This window comes from Lentzea sp. NPDC058450 (genome assembly GCF_042721395.1).
Lineage (GTDB): Bacteria > Actinomycetota > Actinomycetes > Mycobacteriales > Pseudonocardiaceae > Lentzea.
Map to the genome: position 1 here is coordinate 100,730 of NZ_JBHXLO010000004.1, position 17,212 is coordinate 117,941.

Below are 17,212 nucleotides of genomic sequence, written 5' to 3' on the forward strand. Positions count from 1 at the left end.
ATCTGTTACACAACGAGGACGCGTTGTGCACGTTCCGCGCGCCATCCGGGGACATCGGTTCGCCAGGCTCGACGTCGTGGCCGGTAAAGGACTGTGGATCGTGGTGGTGGCTCTCGTGGCCGGGTGTTCGGCAGGCGCGCCGGGCCCGCACGCGGGTGGTAGCGGGGACGCGGGAGGCGTTTCGGCGGCGGGTGAGGCACCGAGCGGGCGGGTGGCCGGGGACGGCAGCATTCCCGAGGGGCAGAGCATCTCGCTCGACGACGACCAGCACGCCGCGATCGCCAACCTCGACCCCGAACTGCTCGCGGCGGTGCGCAAGGCCGCCGCGGCCGCGAAGAGCCGCGTGGAGTTCCGGGTGACGTCGGGCTGGCGCAGCCGGGAGTACCAGCAGCGGCTGCTGGACCAGGCGATCGACCTCTACCGCAGCGAGGAAGAGGCGCGACGGTGGGTGCACCCGCCGGAGAAGTCGGCGCACGTCACCGGCAAGGCCATCGACATCGGGCCTACGAACGCCGACGACTGGCTCATCCAGCACGGCTCCGACTACGGGCTGTGCCAGGCCTACGCCAACGAGATGTGGCACTTCGAGCTGCTCACGACCCCCGGCGGCCAGTGCCCGCAGCCGCAGAGCAACGCGGGCTAACGACCGTGGATCACGGCCAGGGCGTGTTCGCGGGCCGGGGCGCTCAAGGTCGTGTTGAGCTGCTCGAACAACGCCTCCGCCGTCACGCCGTTCCAGCCGGGCGGCAGCAGCGAGAGGGGCAGGCCCGGGTCGCTGTACGGCAGGCGGCGCCACGCGGTCAGCATCGGTACGTACGCCTGGAACGCCTGCTCCGGCGTGGTGGCGCCGGCGTCGAGGAACGGGCGGTGCCGGCGCAGGAAGTCCGCGTAGAGGTCCGCGAGCTCGTCGAGGTCCCACCAGGCGCGCACCTTCGAGCGCAGGTCGCCGAACGCGAAGTGCTGCCCGGTGAAGATGTCGACGTACTCCGCCAACCCCCGGCGCTCCAGCGTGCGGCGGGTCTCGGTGGCGAGGTTGCCGGGCGCCACCCACACACCGGGCGCGGTGGTGCCGAAGCCGAGCTGGGTCAGGCTGGTGCGCAGGGCGTGCCGCTTGTCGCGTTCGGACTCCGGCACCGAGAAGACCACGACCAGCCAGCCGTCGTCGGCGGTGGCGCGGCGGCGTTCGAAGATGCGGGTGTCGCCCTCGGCCAGCGTCTTCAGCGTCGGTTCGGCCAGCACGTACCCAGCGGCGCCGTCGCGGCGTTCGGCCCGTACGACGCCCCGGCGCTTCAGTCGCGAGATCGACGACCGCACGGCCTGGCCCTCGACGCCCAGGTCGGCCATGAGCTGCACGACGGACGCCACGGAGAGCCAGTTGTGCTCCGTGCGCGCGTAGAGGCCGAAGATCGTGATGATGAGCGGGCCCAGCCGGTCGCGTCCGGCGGGAGCCGCGGCTTCCACGGTCATGTCCGCGACGTTCAGCGCACTCCTCCTTGATCAGGTCGCGAGCTTAACGTCCGGGCTCGCGAGGTCGGTCAGCGTCACGGTGTTGCGCAGCTCGCCGAGCCCGCTGACCCGCGTCACGACCACGTCGCCGTCGTTCAGGAAGATCTGCGGCTCACGCGCGTTGCCGACCCCGCTGGGCGTGCCGGTCAGGATCACGTCCCCGGCGCGCAGCGTCATGCCCTCGCTGAGCTCGGCGATGATCTGGGCGAACGTGAACGCCATCTGCGCGCTCGTTGCGTCCTGCAGCAGCACGCCGTTGACCTCGCACTGCACCCGCATTCCCGCGAGATCGTCGATCTCGTCGAGAGTGGTCAGCCACGGGCCGAGCGGCATGGTGGCGTCGAGGCTCTTGCCCTTGAGCCACTGGCCGCCGTGCGCGCGTTGCAGGTCGCGCTGCGAGACGTCGTTGGCGACGACGAAACCGAAGACGTGGTCGAGCGCCTTCTCCTCGGGGATCGACCGGCCGTCGCGGCCGACGACCATCGCGATCTCCGCCTCGTAGTCCCACTTCTGGGACAACGACGGGTCGAACGCGATCGGGTCGGACGGACCGATCACCGTGTCCGGGCCCTTCGTGAAGAACGTCGGCCGCACCGGGCGGGACGCCGGGTCCTGGCCCTCGCGCTTGCCGGCCGACTCCTCGAAGTGGTCCCAGTAGTTCCAGCCGGTGCACAGCACGTCCCGGTTGAAGCGGCTCAGCGGCGACTCCAGCCGCACCTCGTCCAGCGACACGACCTCGCCGGCTTCCACCGGCGCCCCGCGCACGACGTCGTCGACCGTGACGGACAACAACGAGACGGTGCGTTCCGTCTCGTCGACGACACCCGCACGGCGCACACCGCCGACGGACACAGACGCGAGCTTCACCCGAGCACCTCCGATATTGCGTTCACGTTGCGTCGATCATGAAAGCGCTATCGATTCAGTTCGGCCTGACCAGGCGCTCTTCCGGGATGACCGCGACGCCGAGGATCTCGATGAGCGCCTCCGGCTGCCACAGCGCGGTGCAGCCGATGCCCGCCATGGCCGGGTAGACGGGTCCGGCGAGCTCGCGCCACACCTTGCCGATCTCCTTGCCGTGCGCCTGGTAGTCGGGGATGTCGGTGAGGTAGATCGTGATGCTGACCAGGTCTTCCGGCAGACCACCCGCTGCGCGCAACGTCGTCAGGACGTTGCCGAACGCCTGGCGGAACTGCTCGACGATGCCGCCCGGAACGATCTTCATGTCCGCGTCCAGCGCGGTCTGGCCGCCGAGGTGCAGCGTCGTGCCGGACAGGGTGCCGTGGGAGTAGCCGCTCGGTGCCGGAAGGCTGGCCGGGTTCACTGCCAAAGGCTTCATGAGTATTGACACTATCTGACGGTCGTGAAGAATACGAGATATGGAGCCCGACTTGAGCAAGTACCAGCTCGAAGGCGACAACTCGCTGTACCGGCTGCCCAGTGGTCTGGTCGCGCCGGTCGTGACGCGCGGCGGTGCCGAGAACCCGGACACGGCGAACTCCGGTGGCGCGATCCGCGTCTCGGGCGTGAGCATCCAGCACACCCCGGCGACGAAGCTGTGGTTCGGCAAGGTCACGAACGAGCCCGGCTACCGGTCCGTCACGCACCACCACGGCGAGGCCGAGACCGGCGGGTACGTGCTGTCCGGGCGGGCGCGGATCTACTTCGGCGAGAAGTTCGAGGACTACCTCGACATGGCGGAGGGCGACTGGGTGTTCGTGCCGCCGTTCATGCCGCACATCGAGTGCAACCTCGACCGCAACAACCCGCTGACGTGGATGACCACGCGGACGCCGGAGAACATCGTCGTGAACCTCGACGACGTGCCGGACGAGGACCTGCGCGACTGGCTGACCCGATGACGACCTCCGCGATCTTCACCGAGGCCGTCACGCTGGAGAAGGCCGAGGCCGAGCACTTCGACCTCGCGTTCACGGCCGTCACCCAGCCCTGCCCGTGGCCCAAGGCGTACGGCGGTGACCTGGTCGCTGCCGCTGCGGCCGCCGCCATGCGGTCGGTGACCGACGGCAAGACGCTGCACTCGATGCACAGCTACTTCCTGCGCCCGGCCGACATCGGCGCCCAGGTGCGCTACGAGGTCGAACTGCTGCGCGACGGCCGCGGCTACAGCACGCGCCAGGTCCGCGGCTACCAGAACGGCAAGCCCCTCTACGTCTGCCTGGCGAACTTCGCGGCGGGCGAACCGGGCGGGACGTTCCAGGCGGAGTTCACCGACGACCTGCCGTCGCCAGAAGACCTTCCCGCCTCCGCGGACTACCTCGACGGCCGCACCGGCGGCACGATGACCGACGAGTCGAAGGCCTACTGGGCCGGTGGCCGCAGCTTCGACATGCGGCACGTGCCCGGCCCGGTCTACCTCGCCGTCGAGGGCGCGAAGGTGCCGCACCAGGCCGTGTGGATCAAGCCGTTCGACCCGCTGCGGCCCGTCGACGGACTGACCGACGCCCAGCGCGACCTCGCCGCGCTGGCCTACGTCTGCGACTACACGATCCTCGAACCGGTGCTGCGGGTGCTCGACCTGCCGTGGGCTCAGCCGGGTCTCGTCACCGCGAGCCTCGACCACGCCATGTGGTTCCACCGCGCGGGCCGCGTCGACGACTGGCTGCTCTACGTGCAGGAGGCCGTCGCCGCCGATCAGGGACGCGGGCTCGGCTACGGCCGCTTCTTCACCCGCGACCAGCAGCACCTCGCCACCGTTGCCCAGGAGGGCATGATCCGCGCTTCCTGACCCGCCGCCCGCGGAAGGACTTCACGCCCATGGACACGTTCGCTCGCGACCACCTCCCACCCTCGGCGTTATGGCCGGCGATCGAGTTCACGACGCCGGAGCTGACCTACCCCGAGCGCCTCAACGCCGCCGTCGAGCTGATCGACGTCCCGGTGGTGGCGTTCGGCCCCGACCGTCCCGCGCTGCGCACCCCGGCGGGCGAGGTCTGGACGTACGGTGAACTGCAGACCCGCGCCAACCAGGTCGCGGAGGTGCTGACCGAGGACCTCGGACTGGTTGCGGGACAACGGGTCCTGCTCCGCTCGCCGAACAACCCGTGGACCGCGGCCGCGTGGCTCGGCGTGCTCAAGGCGGGCGGTGTGGTGGTGACGACCATGGCGGCGCTCAGGACGCGTGAACTCGCCCCGATCATCGAACGCACCCGGCCGTCCATCGCGCTCGTCGACCCCAGGTTCGCCGAGGACGTCCAGGCTTTCCCCGACCTCGAAGTCCTCACCTACGACGACCTCGCGGCCCGCACGCGGACCAAGCCGGGGGAGTTCGTCGCGGTGGACACCGCCGCGGACGACGTGGCGTTGCTCGCGCCGACGTCCGGCAGCACCGGGGCGCCCAAGATCACCGTGCACTTCCACCGCGACGTCCTGTCGATCGACAACACCTTCGGCCGGCACGTCCTCCGGCTCACCGAGAACGACCTCGTCGCCTGCACCGCGCCGTTCGCCTTCACGTTTGGCCTCGGCATGCTCCTGGTCTTCCCGCTCCGAGCCGGCGCCTGCGCGTTGCTGACCGAGGCCGCCACACCGGCCCAGGTCGCGGACTTCGTGCAGCAGCAAGGAGTCACGGTTCTCGCGACGGCGCCCACGGCGTACAAGGCGATCCTGCGCGACGGCCTGGAGCAGAAGCTCGCCGGGCTGCGCAGCGCGGTGTCGGCGGGGGAGCACATCCCGCGGGAGACCTGGCAGCGGCTGCACGACTCGTTGGGGCTGAAGGTGATCGACGGCATCGGCGCCACGGAGTTGTTGCACATCTTCATCTCCGCCGCCGGCGACGACATCCGGCCGGGCTCCACCGGCAAACCCGTCCCCGGCTACCGCGCGACCGTGCTCGGTCTCGACGGCGAGGAGCTCGGGCCGGGTGAACCGGGACGGCTCGGCGTGATCGGCCCGGTCGGCTGTCGCTATCTCGACGACCCGAGGCAGAAGGACTACGTGGTCGGCGGCTGGAACGTCACCGGCGACGTCTTCCACCGCGACGAGGACGGCTACTTCCACTACCACGCCCGCAGCGACCACATGATCGTCTCCTCCGGCTACAACATCGGCGGCCCCGAGGTCGAGGAGGCCATCGACGCGCACCCGGACGTGCTGGAGTCGGCCGTCATCGCCAAGCCCGACGACGAACGCGGCTCGGTCGTGTGCGCGTTCGTGGTGCTGCGCGAGGGCGTGACGGCCGACGACGCGAAGGCGCGCGAGATCCAGGACCACGTGAAGCGGACCATCGCGCCGTACAAGTACCCGCGCGAGGTGCGGTTCCGGACCTCGTTGCCCCGCAACGCGAGCGGCAAGCTCCAGCGCTTCGCCCTGCGCAAGATCGTCGAGGACGAGGTGCCCGCATGAAGATCGCTGTAGTCGGTGGCGGCCCCGGCGGGCTCTACTTCGCCGCGTTGATGAAGCAGCTCGACCCCACCCACGTCGTCACGGTCTGGGAGCGCGAGGCGCCGGACGTGACGTTCGGCTTCGGCGTGGTGTTTTCGGACGAGACGCTGGGCGGGATCGAGAACGCCGACCCGGAGTTCGCCGACGCCATGGCCCGCCGGTTCGCGCGGTGGACGGACATCGACATCCACTACCGCGGCGAGACGCACACCGTGGGCGGGCAGGGGTTCGCCGCGATGAGCCGCAAGGAGCTGTTGCACCTGCTCCAGCAACGGTGCCTCGCTCTCGGCGTGGACGTGCGGTTCTCCACACCCGCGCCCGCCGCCGAGGAGCTGCGCGCCTCGCACGACCTCGTGGTCGGCGCGGACGGCGTCAACTCGCAGGTGCGGCAGGCGTTCCAGGACGTCTTCCGCTCCACTGTGGACCGCAGGCGGAACAAGTACATGTGGCTCGGCACGGACCTCGTCTTCGAGGCGTTCCAGTTCTACATCAAGGACACGCCGTGGGGGACCGTGCAGGTCCACGGCTATCCCTACTCCGACACGGGGTCCACGTTCATCGTCGAGATGCACGAGGACGTGTGGCGGCGCGCCGGCTTCGACACCGGCGAGGAGTTCCCGCCCGGCGCCTCCGACGAACGCGCCGTCGACCGGATCCGCGAGCTGTTCGCGAAGGAGCTCGACGGCCACGAGGTGTACGCGAACAACTCGAAGTGGCTGAGCTTCACGACCGTCCGGAACGCCCGGTGGCACGACGGCAACCTGGTGCTGGTCGGCGACGCCGCGCACACCGCGCACTTCTCGATCGGATCCGGCACCAAGCTCGCGATGGAGGACTCGCTCGCCCTTGCCGCGTGCCTGCACGAACACGCCGATGTCGAAACCGCCCTCACGGCCTACGAGGCCGAACGGCGACCCGTCGTCGAGTCCACCCAGCGGGCCGCCCAGGCGTCGCTGGAGTGGTTCGAGAACATCGGCATGTACACCGGGCAGGAGCCGACGCGGTTCTGCTTCAACCTGCTCACGCGCTCGCGCCGGATCACCTACGACAACCTCCGCACCCGCGACGCCGAGTTCGCCGACCGGGTCGACGCGGAGTTCGCCGCCTCGCAGGGGCTGGCGAGTGTTGCCCCGGCGATGTTCCAGCCGTTCCGGCTCGGGCCGTTGGAGCTGAAGAACCGCGTGATCGTCTCGGCGATGGACATGTACTCGGCGGACGACGGCGTGCCCGGCGACTTCCACCTCGTCCACCTGGGCTCGAAGGCCATGGGCGGCGCCGGTCTGGTCATGACCGAGATGGTCTGCGTGTCGCCGGAGGGCAGGATCACGCCGGGCTGCACCGGCCTGTGGAACGACGAGCAGCGCGACTCGTGGGCGCGGATCGTGGCGTTCGCCCATGACCGCGGCACGGCCCGGATCGGGCTGCAGCTCGGCCACTCCGGCCGCAAGGGCTCGACCCGGCTGATGTGGGAGGGCATGGACGACCCGCTGCCCGAGGGCAACTGGGAGGTCTGCGGCCCGTCCGCGCTGCCGTACGGCCCGAGCTCCGCCGTGCCGGCCGAGGTCACCCGCGCCGACCTGGACCGGATCACCGGCGAGTTCGTCGCGGCGGCTCGGCGCGGTGCCGAGGCGGGCTTCGACCTGCTCGAACTGCACTGCGCGCACGGCTACCTGCTGTCGTCGTTCCTCTCCCTGGTCGCGAACCAGCGCACGGACGAGTACGGCGGCTCCCTGGAGAACCGGCTGCGGTACCCGTTGGAGGTGTTCGACGCCGTCCGCGCCGTGTGGCCCGCCGAGCGGCCGATGATCGTGCGCATCTCCGCGACCGACTGGGTCGACGGCGGCAACACCGAGCACGACGCGGTGGAGATCGCTCGCGCGTTCGTGGCGCACGGCGCTCAGGCGATCGACGTCTCCAGCGGCCAGGTCACCGCGGCCGAGCGGCCCGCGTACGGGCGGAGCTACCAGACCCCGTTCGCCGACCGGATCAGGCACGAGGTCACCGGCGCGGCCGTGATCGCGGTCGGGGCGATCGCCTCGTACGACGACGTCAACTCGATCCTGCTGGCGGGGCGTGCGGACCTGTGCGCGATCGGCCGCACGCACCTCTACGACCCGCACTGGACGTTGCACGCGGCCGCCGACCAGGGCTATCAGGCCGAGTGGCCGGTCCAGTACCGGGCGGGCAGCCGCAAGCCGCCCTCGGCACGGACGGACGCCATCCGGCCGCGGTTGTCGTTGCTGCGGGCCGACCCGCCGGACCGCGCCGTCCATCTCAGGTGGACTCCGCACCGCGCGCATTCGGTTCTCGGATAGGCATTTCAGCGGCGTTCAGGTGAAACTTCATTCGGCTATGAATTGGAATCCGTTGCGGGTTCACATGTTCCGCGCTCGCGCGTTGGTCTGATGGGGCAGACATCCCACGCACGCGGGTGAGTGGGTGTTTGGCGCACGAGCGGGTCCCTAGCGTCGGCGGTCTGTTCCCGAACCGCCGCTGAAGGGAGTCCGCTCGTGCGAAGACGTTTGCCGGCAGTGCTGCTTGCCTGCGTGCTCGCCGGCGGCACGCTGACCGCCGCAGTGCCCGTGGCCGCCCAGCCACCCGTTTCCACGCTCACCAAGTCCGTGCAGGGCGTGTCCGATCCCGCCGCGCACGGCGCCAACGCCTCGTGGGTCGTGTCGTACGACAACGCCGCCAACGGCGCGGCCACCATCACCGACCCCATCGGCGCCGGCCAGTCCCTGCTGGCCGGGTCGTTGCAGGTCCCGCCGGGCTGGACCGGCACGGAGGGCAACCCGATCACCGCCACGCACCCGAACGTGCGCAACGGCGGCAAGGCCCTCGCGAACGTGCTGACCCCGCCGGTACAGGCCAGCGCGAGTCCCACCGGCGGTGACGGGTTCATCCCGATCCTGCACCGCACGCCGGAAGGGCGCCTGCAGGCCTGGAACGTCTACCACCACCTCGGTCTCACCAACCCGAAGCTGGTGTGCACCGACGTCTCGACCAGCTCGCTGTGCACCGGCGGGCCGTGGCCGAAGCCGCTCAACACGACGCCCGGCCCGTTCGGCTCCGGCAACACCGGGGACATCACGAGCCCGCTCACCCCGCAGTACGTCCGCGACACCGTGAACCCCGCCCGCGTCTACTACTCGGCCGTGACGGCGTCCTCGATCGGCGTCGGCTGCCTCGACCTCGCCGCGCCCGGCAACTGCGGGTACTGGCCGTTGATGAACCGGTCCGCGCAGACGTTCGAGATGGCCGGGTTCGTCCAGATCGGCGGGAACCTCTACGGCGTCGCGAACTCCGGCCAGGTGCTGTGCTGGACGCCCTCGACGCAGACCGCGTGCGGTGGCCAGCCCTACGCGCCGATCGTGCCGTTCACCAACCACGGCGGCTACTACCTCGGCGCGCTCGCCGTCGCCGGAGGCAAGCTGTTCGCGTCGTCCTCGCTGGCCGTCGGCAGCGGCACGCCGATGATGGCGTGCTTCGACCCCGGCACCGCGGACAGGTGCGCGGGCTGGCCGGCGCCGAAACAGCTCGCTCCCACGGGTAACTACTCCTACAACGCTTTCACCGCCTACAGCACGACGGGCCAGGAGACGGGCGCGTGCGCGAGCACGGCCGGTGCCACGAACGTGACCACGTGCTTCGCCGTCGACGGGTCGCCGTTGGCCAACGGTTTCACCGGCCTCGAGAGCAACACGTGGGTGTTCACGCCGGAGGTCGTCCGCACCGGTGACCGGGTGCGCAGCTACTTCGGCATCTGGAACGGCCCGTACATCGGCGCGACCCTGTGCCACGACTGGAGCACCGGCACCGCGTGCGCCGGAGTGCCGTCGCGCATCTACCACCCCGGCGTCAACGGGGGCCACACGAGGGATTACGGCTACGCCTACGACGCGCCCACCGGTTGCCTGATCGGGCTGGGTGACGCGGGCGTGCTGTTCTCCATGGATCCTGACACGGGAGCGTCGCCATGCGTTCGCAGTGGCGCTTCCGTGTCGCTCAACCCCTCGCAGTTCTACTGCGACGGGCAGCAACACGCGACGAGCTACACGAAGGCACGGCTGGTCGGGGTGACGCCGGCGAACGTGAACTTCGGCGCGTCGAGCGTGCGGGCGACGGACGGTGGCGGCAATCCCGTTGCTGTGCCTGGATTCGCGCCTGATGGCACGGTCGATCTGACCGGTGTCACGGTGTCCCCGTTGACGGTCACCGCGTCGCTGGTGCTGAACAACGCGTCGGACTTCGGCAACGGCAACCAGCCGTCGCTGTCCGTCGAGTTCTCCGGCGACGCGCCGCAGGTGTGCTTCCGCACCACGATCTCCGCGGACTGCGCGGTCACGTCCGTCGCGAACACCGCGGGCGGCACCGACGGGACGGGCTCGTTCTCGTCCAACACGGTGACGCGGCAGGTCGCGCCGGGTGCGGCTTGTATGCCGAACGTGGTGGTGAACAAGGAGATCTGCGGTTCGTACACGCCGTCGCACTGCAAGGCGGGCGGGGCCGGGCCGTGGCTCAAGCAGGCACCGGTCGGTGTGCTGGGCCTGCTGAACGCCACCGCGTACTGGCGGGTGACCGTGACGAACAACGGGCCGATCCCGATCGTCGACGCGTACGTGGTCGACGACGTGGAGCCGTCCTGCCAGACCGGGCCGTTCACGTTGCAGCCCGGTGAGTCCAAAGTGGTCCACTGCTCGACCTACGCGTTGCTCGCCCTGTTCCCCATGACGAACAAGGCGAAGGCGAAGTACACCCCGGTCAACGCGACGCGGGTGTACAGCGACTGGTCGTCCGCGAAGGCCTGCTCGTTGCTCTGCGCGCTGTGATCGAGGTGGAGGGGCATCAGCCGTACTCGGCCAGGTAGGTCAGGACGGCCAGCACCCGGCGGTGCTCCTCCACGTTCGCGGCCAGGCCCAGCTTGGCCATGATGCTGCCGACGTGGGTCTCGACCGTGCGTTCGGTGAGCCAGAGCCGTCTGGCGACGGCCACGTTCGTGCACCCCTCGGCCATCAGTCCGAGCACCTCGCGTTCGCGCGGGGTGAGCGCCCCGGTGGTGGGCCGTCCGAGCAGCCGGCCCACCACCTCGGGATCGAGGGCGGACCCGCCGGCCGCCACGCGCGTGATCGACTCCAGGAACTCGTCGACGTCGAGCACGCGGTCCTTGAGCAGGTAGCCGAACGCGCCCTGGCTGACCAGGTCCACCGAGTGCTTCGTCTCGATGTGCTGGGACAGCAGGACTATCGCCACGTCCGGCTGTGCCGCGCGGATCTTCCTGGCGGCCTTCGCGCCGTCGTCCTTGAGCTCCGGCGGCATCCTCACGTCCACAATGGCCAGATCCGGCTGCGCGGCTGCCACGACACTGACGAGGGTGTCGGCGTCGGCCGCCTTGCCCACGACGTCGTGGCCCGCGTCGGCCAGCAGGCTCGCGAGGCCTTCCCGGAACAACGCCGAGTCCTCGCCGATCACGATGCGCACGGCAGCACCGCCTGGATCGTCGTGCCGGCGCCGGGCCCGCTGCGGAGGTTCAGCCTGCCGCCGATCGCCGCGACCCGGTCGGCCAGTCCGGCGAGGCCGGAACCCCGGTGCGGATCGGCTCCGCCGCGGCCGTCGTCGTTGACGTACACGTTCACCTCGTCTGCCTCCTGCGTGACGCGGACGGTGATGGTGCTCGCCTGGGCGTGCTTGGCGGCGTTGGTGATCGCCTCGGCGGCGACGAAGTAGGCGGTGATCGCCACGTCGTCGGCCAGTCGGTCCGCCATGATCTCCAACGCCACCGGCACGGGCAGCTTGTGCGTGAGGGCCTGCAATGCGGCGTGCAGGCCGTCGTCGAGGCTGGTGGGCCTCAGGCCGTGCGCTATCTGCCGCAGTTCGGCGATGGCGGTGGCGAGCTCGGCGACGCCCTGGTCGAGCAGCGCGTGCACGTCGACCTCGCCGGTCGGCAGTTGCCGCTGGGCGAGCCGCATGGCCATGCCGAGCGACACCAGCCGTTGCTGCGCGCCGTCGTGCAGGTCGCGTTCGAGGCGGTGCCGTTCGGCGTCCCCTGCCTGCACGATCCTGGCCCGGCTCGCCTCGACCTCGCGGAGCGCGGCCGCCAGTTCGCCGCGCAGCCGGGCGACCTCGACGAGGTTCGCGGCCTTCTCGGCGACGACCTTGAGCGCGGTCGTGTCCTCGGCCGCGAGGACGCCGATCTGGGTGCCGCCGAGGGTGATCGGCACGAGCCCGGTGTCGGTCACCGGTCGCCCGTGCGCGTCCACGAAGCCCGTGGTGTTCGGGAGCAGCAGGCCCACCCGGACCGTCGGGTCGCGCAGTGCTTCCTTGAGGGTCGTCTCGAGCTCTTCTGGTTGTGCCGCCTGGGTGTGCACGCGCTGTTGCAGGTCCTCGATCGCCTGGATCGCCGCCCTGGTGCGCGGGAACAGCCTGCGGTCCACGGCTTTCTGCAGGTGCCTGCGGGCCGGGGTGAGCAGCACGGCGCAGACCGCGGTGGCACCGGCCGCGGCGACGGGGGAGTCCCGTCCGGCGACGAGCCCCAGCGTCAACGCCGCCAGCCCGTACGCGCCGACCAGCACCAGCAGGACGATCGTGTAGCTGATGGTGTCCGCCAGCACGCGGTCGACGTCGTACAGGTCGTGCCGCAGCATCGCCACGCCGACCGAGCAGAACAGCGCGACGATCGTGACGACGCCGAACACCGTCGCCACCACGCCGCTGCGGCCGGTCACGACGATCTCGGCCAGGCACACCACCGGATACGCCGTCACCGCCAGCCCGGCGAACGCGAGCCACTTGAGCTGCGCCCTGACCACCCCGGTGGACCGGCGGAACCGTGCTGCCAGCGAGACACCGGCCGCGATGACCGCGAGGACGAGCCCGATGGTGACGACGTAGCTGAGGACGTTGCCGAGGTTCGACACCTCACCCCACGGCTTGGCCACGTCCTGCACGGGTTCGGTGAACGGCTCCTGCGGCATCGTGCCCAGCGCCTGCTGGGCCAGCGCGAGTACGACGATCGCGGGCGGCAGGACCTTCCAGCGGCCGGGCAGCGTGCCGTTGGGGAAGTGCAGCAACAGCAACGCTACGGCGGCCAGCAACCACCAGCCGCTCTCGTTCAGCACCGCGATGACGCGCGGGTCGAGCGGCACGGCGTCCGGGTCGTCGAGCCAGGCGCGGTAGTAGACGTCGCGGGTGGCCAGGAAGACCACGATCGCGCCGATCCACGCCAGCAGCGGGCCGACGGGGTTGGCGGGGACGCGGAACTCGATCGTCACGCCCAGCGCCGCCATGGCGAGGCCGAGGAGGGCGAAACCGGCGAACGCGAGGACGGCGTCCGGGGTGCGGAACGACAGCCAGGTGCCGCCTGCCGTCATCACGACGGAGGCGCTCAGCAGAGCCAGGCCGGCGGGCCGTTGCCACCTCATCGGGCCAGGGTAAGGCCGGTGTCGGCGGAGGGCCTCCGTGCTGGCACGGAGAACCGGTCCGGGGGCCGCACCGATGTGGGCGGCGGGGGTGCGCGGGTTCGCTGGAGCCACGAAACGAAAGGGGAAGCGTCATGTCCGTCGACACCGCGGCACCCACCGCCGCCGAGACCTCCACCCGCACCCGGATGGCCCTGCTCGCGGCCGTCCTGGGCATCACCTCGATCGCCGCGGTCGCCGGTGGCCTGCTGTGGCCCGAACCGGCCGCGGGCGGCGAGACCTACGCCTACACCGACATCGCGGCCGGCCGCGATCTCTGGTGGACCCTGCTGACCGGCCTCGCCGCCATGCAGGTCCTCAACATCCCGCTCCAGGCGCTCGCGACGATGTTCCTGGTGCGCCACCGGGGCAGCGCCTGGGCGACCTGGGGCGGCGCGCTCATGTGGATCGGCGGCGGACTGCAGGGCGCGGCGGTGGCTGGGTGGGCAGCGGCGTACTTCTACCCGACCGACCCCGCCGTGAGCCCGGCAGCCGGCACCGCCGTCGTCGAGGCCGCCAACAACGACGCCCACCTGTTCGCGTTGATGGTTCCCGGCGCCGCGCTGGTGTTGCTGGGCACCGTGCTTCAGTGCGTGGGGCTGTTCCGCTCCCACGCCGTGCCGAAGTGGGTGCCGGTGCTGTTGTCGTTCATCGTCGTCACGTTCGTGATCCCCGGCAACGGCCTCGCGGGGCTGCTGACGAGCATCCCGATGGCCGTGGGCGCGATCGGTCTCGGCTACTGCGCCTGGCGCGTCACCGCGCGTCCGGTCCCGTCAGGATCTTGAGGTCGTCGACGGTGTAGGACAGCGAGCCGCGGAAGCCGACGTAGTGCCACGGCGGTGCCTGGACGATGCTCGCGGTGCCCTTCGCGCTGAGCGGCAGGCTGTAGCCCTTCAGCCGTTCGCCCGCGGCATCTCGGCCTTGAGACGCACATCACCTGTGTACCAACGGAAACTCTTCCCGGTCCGAAATGGAGCGAGTGGTGAACGCCCACGCCACCGCGGCCACCACGACGGCCGCGAGAGCAGCGATCTCGGTGAACGCGAGGATCACCAGCACAACGGCGAACGCGACGGCGGCCGCGCCGCGCACCCGGCCGGTCAGCACCTTCCACGCCGAGGCCGTGCACCCCAGGTACACCACCAGGAACATCGAGCTGGGCACGGCCACCAGCGAGTCCAGCTCCAGCGCTCCCGCGCCGAACAGGCTGATCAGCACACCGCTGGACGCGAGGATCGCGACGTTCAGCCAGCGCGGTGGGGTGTCGAGCTCCACGGGGCGCCGGTTGAGCGAATGCGCCAACGCCGCCGCACCCGACACGTAGGCGTTGATCGTCCCCACGGTGAGGACGACGGCGGAGACGGACGCCAGCGCCGTGCCGGCCGGTCCGACGGCCAGCACGAGCAGCTTCGCGACCGGCGTCGACCCACCGCCGTCCGGCCCGAGCGCCCCGACCGTCACCGCCGCGAGCGCCAGGTAGAGCACGCTGGTCACGCCGAGCGTGATCGCCACGATCCGCGGCAGCTGCCGGCGCGGGTCGGCCAGCCGGGCGGTCAGCGGTGCGGCCGCCTCCCAGCCCACGAACGCCAGCATCAACGGTGCCGCCGCCGACCCGACGGCGCTCCACCCGTGCGGGGCGAACGGCGTCCAGTTGGCGGCGTCCGACGCCGACGCGCCGCCGACAACGCTGAGCGTCACCACGCCCAGCAACAACAGCACGAGCCCGAACTGCACGGCCGACGACGTGCGCAGCCCGCGAGAGGTGATCACCAACACCGCTGCGGTGATGCCGACGGCGACCACGCACGCGACCGCCCGGCCCGACCCGGTCAGCTCGGCGACGTAGCTCGCGCCGATCAGGCTCACGATCGGCGTCCCGGCGATGATCCCGGCGAGGAACGTCCACGACGTCGTGGTCGCGGCCCGTGAGCCGAGGCCCGCCGCGACGTACCCGCGCACGCCGGTCGCGGACGGCACGCGGATGCCGAGCGCGGCGAACACCCAGCCGAGCAGGCCGGACAGGACGAGCAGCGCGGCCCAGGTGAGGACGGACGCCGGACCGGCGATGGCGGCCGACAGGCCGGGCACGATCAGCAACCCGGGACCCAGCAGGGCCCCGACGTACATCGCTGACGCGCGCGACACGGTGAGAGGGGAGGACATGCCGTGAATTCTTGAGCGCCGGACGCAGCAGCCGCTGCGAAAGTGAAGCGCCCGGAACGGTAGTGACGAAACCCGATTGCGCCGATGGCACGATCGGTCGAACATTGTGCACATGGACAGGTTCGACGCCGTCGACCGGGCCATCCTGCGTCGCCTGCAGACCGACGGCCGGGTGCCCAACAACGAGCTCGCCGAGGCCGTGCGCCTCTCGCCCTCCGCGTGCCTGCGCCGGGTCCGCGCGCTGGAGGCCGCCGGGATCATCGCCGGCTACCGGGCCGAGCTGGACCGCGAGAAGGCGGGCCTCGGCCTCACGGTCTTCCTGGAGATCAAGGTGAACAACCACTCCGCCGAGACCGCCCAGGAGGTCGAGGAGGGCCTGCTCGCGATCCCGGCCGTCGTCGCGTGCCACCTCGTGACGGGCTCGGCCGACTTCTTCGCCGAGGGCGTGCTGCCGGACCTGCCGTCCTACGAACGGCTGCTGCTCGCCCACGTCGTGGCCATCCCGGCGGTGAGCGACGTGCGCAGCTCGTTCGCCATCAGGACGATGCGCTCACGCGGTCCGCTGCCGGTCGACCACCTCAGGTAGGCGTCAGGCCGGGACCGCGGCGTGCGCGAGCAGGCTCTCGGCGGTCTCGGCGATGCTGTCCTCGATCGGCCGCGGCCGCCACCCGAGCACCCGTTCGGCCTTGGCGCTGGTCGCGTTGAAGTCGTGGCCGAGCTGCGGCCGCAACGACCTCATCGCCGGGTTGACCATCGCGAGGCCCCGCGCGACCGCCAGCGGGATCTCCTTCGTCGGGGCCTTGGCCGCCCGCTCGCCCAGGCGGGCGCGCAGGATCCGGGAGACCTCCACGATCCGCAGGCTCGGCCCGGCGGTGGCGAGGAAGCGCTCCCCGTTGGCCGCGGGATCGGTCATGGCGCGCAGGTGCAGGTCGGCGACGTCGCGGACGTCGACCCAGCCCGTGCCGAACGGGGGACAGGCGGGCAGGGTGCCGTCGAGCATGCCGCGGATGGTGCGCAGCGAGGGCGGGTCGTCCGGGCCCAGCACCGGGCCGATGACGGCGGCGGGGTGCACGGCGGCCAGCTCCAGCCCGTCGCCCTCGGTCCTGACGAACTCCCACGCGGCGCGTTCGGCCGGGGTCTTCGACCGCTGGTAGGGGGCGATGTCGGCGTCGACGTTCGTCCAGTCCTCCTCGGTGAACGGCTCCGAGCGCTTCGGGTGGCCGTAGGCGACGGCGCCGAGCGCGCTCGTGAGCACGACGCGCTTCACCCCGGCGTCGCGCGAGGCCTGCAACACCCGCAGCACGCCGTCGCGGGCGGCCGAGATCATCGCCTCCTCGCTCTCCGGCGCGGTGCGGAGCGTGGGGGAGGCGACGTGGAGCACGTAGTCACAGCCCGCGACCGCTTCGGCCCAGCCGTCGTCACTGCTCAGGTCGGCGCGGAAGACCGTGAGCCGCGAGTCCTCGAACTCGGTCGCGCCGTGCAGCAGCGCGCGCAGCCCGGCTTCCCGTTTCAGGTCGCGGACCGTCGTGCGGACGTCGTGTCCCGCCTCCAGCAACGCGAGCGCGCACCAGCTGCCGATGAACCCGGTACCGCCGGTGACCAGCACGTTCGACATGGATGTCTCCTTCAGGCGAACTCGCGGAGGATTCTCCGGGAGTGCTTCCGAAACTAGCGGAGGATTGTCC

At 70.9% G+C, this 17,212-nt stretch carries 15 protein-coding genes; 8 read left to right on the forward strand and 7 right to left on the reverse strand.

From position 1 onward, the window contains the following. The first annotated feature begins 25 nt into the window (after positions 1–25). Positions 26–643, forward strand: a complete 618-nt coding sequence (locus tag ACFWNN_RS08610; protein ID WP_382439258.1) for a M15 family metallopeptidase — start codon at positions 26–28, stop codon at positions 641–643. Here ACFWNN_RS08610 and ACFWNN_RS08615 read toward each other — a convergent pair. From ACFWNN_RS08615 to ACFWNN_RS08625, 3 genes are read right to left on the reverse strand one after another with little or no spacing between them, the layout of a single operon-like run. Continuing rightward, positions 640–1,467: a PaaX family transcriptional regulator C-terminal domain-containing protein gene (locus ACFWNN_RS08615; protein ID WP_382439259.1), complete on the reverse strand. Its 828-nt coding sequence runs from the start codon at positions 1,465–1,467 to the stop codon at positions 640–642. The genes ACFWNN_RS08610 and ACFWNN_RS08615 overlap by 4 nt on opposite strands. Positions 1,468–1,497: 30 nt before the next feature. Further along, positions 1,498–2,373 carry a fumarylacetoacetate hydrolase family protein gene (locus ACFWNN_RS08620; RefSeq protein ID WP_382439260.1) on the reverse strand — a complete coding sequence of 292 codons (876 nt, stop codon included), beginning with the start codon at positions 2,371–2,373 and terminating at the stop codon, positions 1,498–1,500. 55 nt (positions 2,374–2,428) lie between these two features. Then, the gene (locus ACFWNN_RS08625) at positions 2,429–2,845 is read right to left on the reverse strand and encodes a RidA family protein (RefSeq protein WP_382439261.1); all 417 of its coding nucleotides are present in this window, start codon (positions 2,843–2,845) and stop codon (positions 2,429–2,431) included. Between the two features lie 52 nt (positions 2,846–2,897). On the opposite strand from ACFWNN_RS08625, the gene ACFWNN_RS08630 reads away from it, so the two are divergent. The 5 genes from ACFWNN_RS08630 (at position 2,898) to ACFWNN_RS08650 (ending at position 10,739) form a co-directional block, all read left to right on the forward strand. Then, positions 2,898–3,368, forward strand: coding sequence for a cupin domain-containing protein (locus ACFWNN_RS08630; RefSeq protein WP_382439262.1), 471 nt, complete (start codon positions 2,898–2,900; stop codon positions 3,366–3,368). Continuing rightward, on the forward strand, positions 3,365–4,255 hold the full coding sequence (locus tag ACFWNN_RS08635; protein ID WP_382439263.1) for an acyl-CoA thioesterase: 891 nt from the start codon (positions 3,365–3,367) through the stop codon (positions 4,253–4,255). The genes ACFWNN_RS08630 and ACFWNN_RS08635 overlap by 4 nt, the downstream gene beginning before the upstream one ends. 29 nt (positions 4,256–4,284) lie before the next feature. Continuing rightward, positions 4,285–5,871 carry an AMP-binding protein gene (locus tag ACFWNN_RS08640; RefSeq protein WP_382439264.1) on the forward strand — a complete coding sequence of 529 codons (1,587 nt, stop codon included), beginning with the start codon at positions 4,285–4,287 and terminating at the stop codon, positions 5,869–5,871. Next, positions 5,868–8,225 (forward strand): bifunctional salicylyl-CoA 5-hydroxylase/oxidoreductase, encoded by a 2,358-nt coding sequence (locus ACFWNN_RS08645; protein ID WP_382439265.1) that lies wholly within the window; start codon positions 5,868–5,870, stop codon positions 8,223–8,225. The genes ACFWNN_RS08640 and ACFWNN_RS08645 overlap by 4 nt, the downstream gene beginning before the upstream one ends. 195 nt (positions 8,226–8,420) lie before the next feature. Continuing rightward, on the forward strand, positions 8,421–10,739 hold the full coding sequence (locus ACFWNN_RS08650; RefSeq protein ID WP_382439266.1) for a hypothetical protein: 2,319 nt from the start codon (positions 8,421–8,423) through the stop codon (positions 10,737–10,739). Positions 10,740–10,755: 16 nt separating this feature from the next. On the opposite strand, the gene ACFWNN_RS08655 is transcribed toward ACFWNN_RS08650, so the two are convergent. Continuing rightward, the gene (locus tag ACFWNN_RS08655; protein WP_382439267.1) at positions 10,756–11,388 is read right to left on the reverse strand and encodes a response regulator transcription factor; all 633 of its coding nucleotides are present in this window, start codon (positions 11,386–11,388) and stop codon (positions 10,756–10,758) included. Further along, positions 11,376–13,328, reverse strand: coding sequence for a sensor histidine kinase (locus ACFWNN_RS08660; RefSeq protein ID WP_382439268.1), 1,953 nt, complete (start codon positions 13,326–13,328; stop codon positions 11,376–11,378). The genes ACFWNN_RS08655 and ACFWNN_RS08660 overlap by 13 nt, the downstream gene beginning before the upstream one ends. A gap of 131 nt (positions 13,329–13,459) precedes the next feature. Between ACFWNN_RS08660 and ACFWNN_RS08665 the strand changes: the two genes are divergently transcribed. Then, positions 13,460–14,149 carry a hypothetical protein gene (locus tag ACFWNN_RS08665; RefSeq protein WP_382439269.1) on the forward strand — a complete coding sequence of 230 codons (690 nt, stop codon included), beginning with the start codon at positions 13,460–13,462 and terminating at the stop codon, positions 14,147–14,149. Positions 14,150–14,297: 148 nt separating this feature from the next. On the opposite strand, the gene ACFWNN_RS08670 is transcribed toward ACFWNN_RS08665, so the two are convergent. Next, positions 14,298–15,527: an APC family permease gene (locus ACFWNN_RS08670; RefSeq protein ID WP_382439270.1), complete on the reverse strand. Its 1,230-nt coding sequence runs from the start codon at positions 15,525–15,527 to the stop codon at positions 14,298–14,300. A 112-nt stretch (positions 15,528–15,639) separates the two neighbouring features. Here ACFWNN_RS08670 and ACFWNN_RS08675 point away from each other — a divergent pair, with 112 nt between their 5' ends. Continuing rightward, on the forward strand, positions 15,640–16,113 hold the full coding sequence (locus tag ACFWNN_RS08675) for an Lrp/AsnC family transcriptional regulator (RefSeq protein ID WP_382439271.1): 474 nt from the start codon (positions 15,640–15,642) through the stop codon (positions 16,111–16,113). A gap of 3 nt (positions 16,114–16,116) precedes the next feature. On the opposite strand, the gene ACFWNN_RS08680 is transcribed toward ACFWNN_RS08675, so the two are convergent. Further along, positions 16,117–17,142: an SDR family oxidoreductase gene (locus tag ACFWNN_RS08680; RefSeq protein ID WP_382439272.1), complete on the reverse strand. Its 1,026-nt coding sequence runs from the start codon at positions 17,140–17,142 to the stop codon at positions 16,117–16,119. Positions 17,143–17,212 lie beyond the last annotated feature (70 nt).

Excerpts from the sequence above, each read along its gene's own strand:
- ACFWNN_RS08615 (WP_382439259.1), bottom strand. The coding sequence starts at position 1,467 with ATGACCGTGGAAGCCGCGGCTCCCGCCGGACGCGACCGGCTGGGCCCG.
- ACFWNN_RS08625 (WP_382439261.1), bottom strand. The coding sequence starts at position 2,845 with ATGAAGCCTTTGGCAGTGAACCCGGCCAGCCTTCCGGCACCGAGCGGC.
- ACFWNN_RS08635 (WP_382439263.1), top strand. The coding sequence starts at position 3,365 with ATGACGACCTCCGCGATCTTCACCGAGGCCGTCACGCTGGAGAAGGCC.
- ACFWNN_RS08640 (WP_382439264.1), top strand. The coding sequence starts at position 4,285 with ATGGACACGTTCGCTCGCGACCACCTCCCACCCTCGGCGTTATGGCCG.
- ACFWNN_RS08645 (WP_382439265.1), top strand. The coding sequence starts at position 5,868 with ATGAAGATCGCTGTAGTCGGTGGCGGCCCCGGCGGGCTCTACTTCGCC.
- ACFWNN_RS08660 (WP_382439268.1), bottom strand. The coding sequence starts at position 13,328 with ATGAGGTGGCAACGGCCCGCCGGCCTGGCTCTGCTGAGCGCCTCCGTC.
- ACFWNN_RS08665 (WP_382439269.1), top strand. The coding sequence starts at position 13,460 with ATGTCCGTCGACACCGCGGCACCCACCGCCGCCGAGACCTCCACCCGC.
- ACFWNN_RS08670 (WP_382439270.1), bottom strand. The coding sequence starts at position 15,527 with ATGTCCTCCCCTCTCACCGTGTCGCGCGCGTCAGCGATGTACGTCGGG.
- ACFWNN_RS08675 (WP_382439271.1), top strand. The coding sequence starts at position 15,640 with ATGGACAGGTTCGACGCCGTCGACCGGGCCATCCTGCGTCGCCTGCAG.
- ACFWNN_RS08680 (WP_382439272.1), bottom strand. The coding sequence starts at position 17,142 with ATGTCGAACGTGCTGGTCACCGGCGGTACCGGGTTCATCGGCAGCTGG.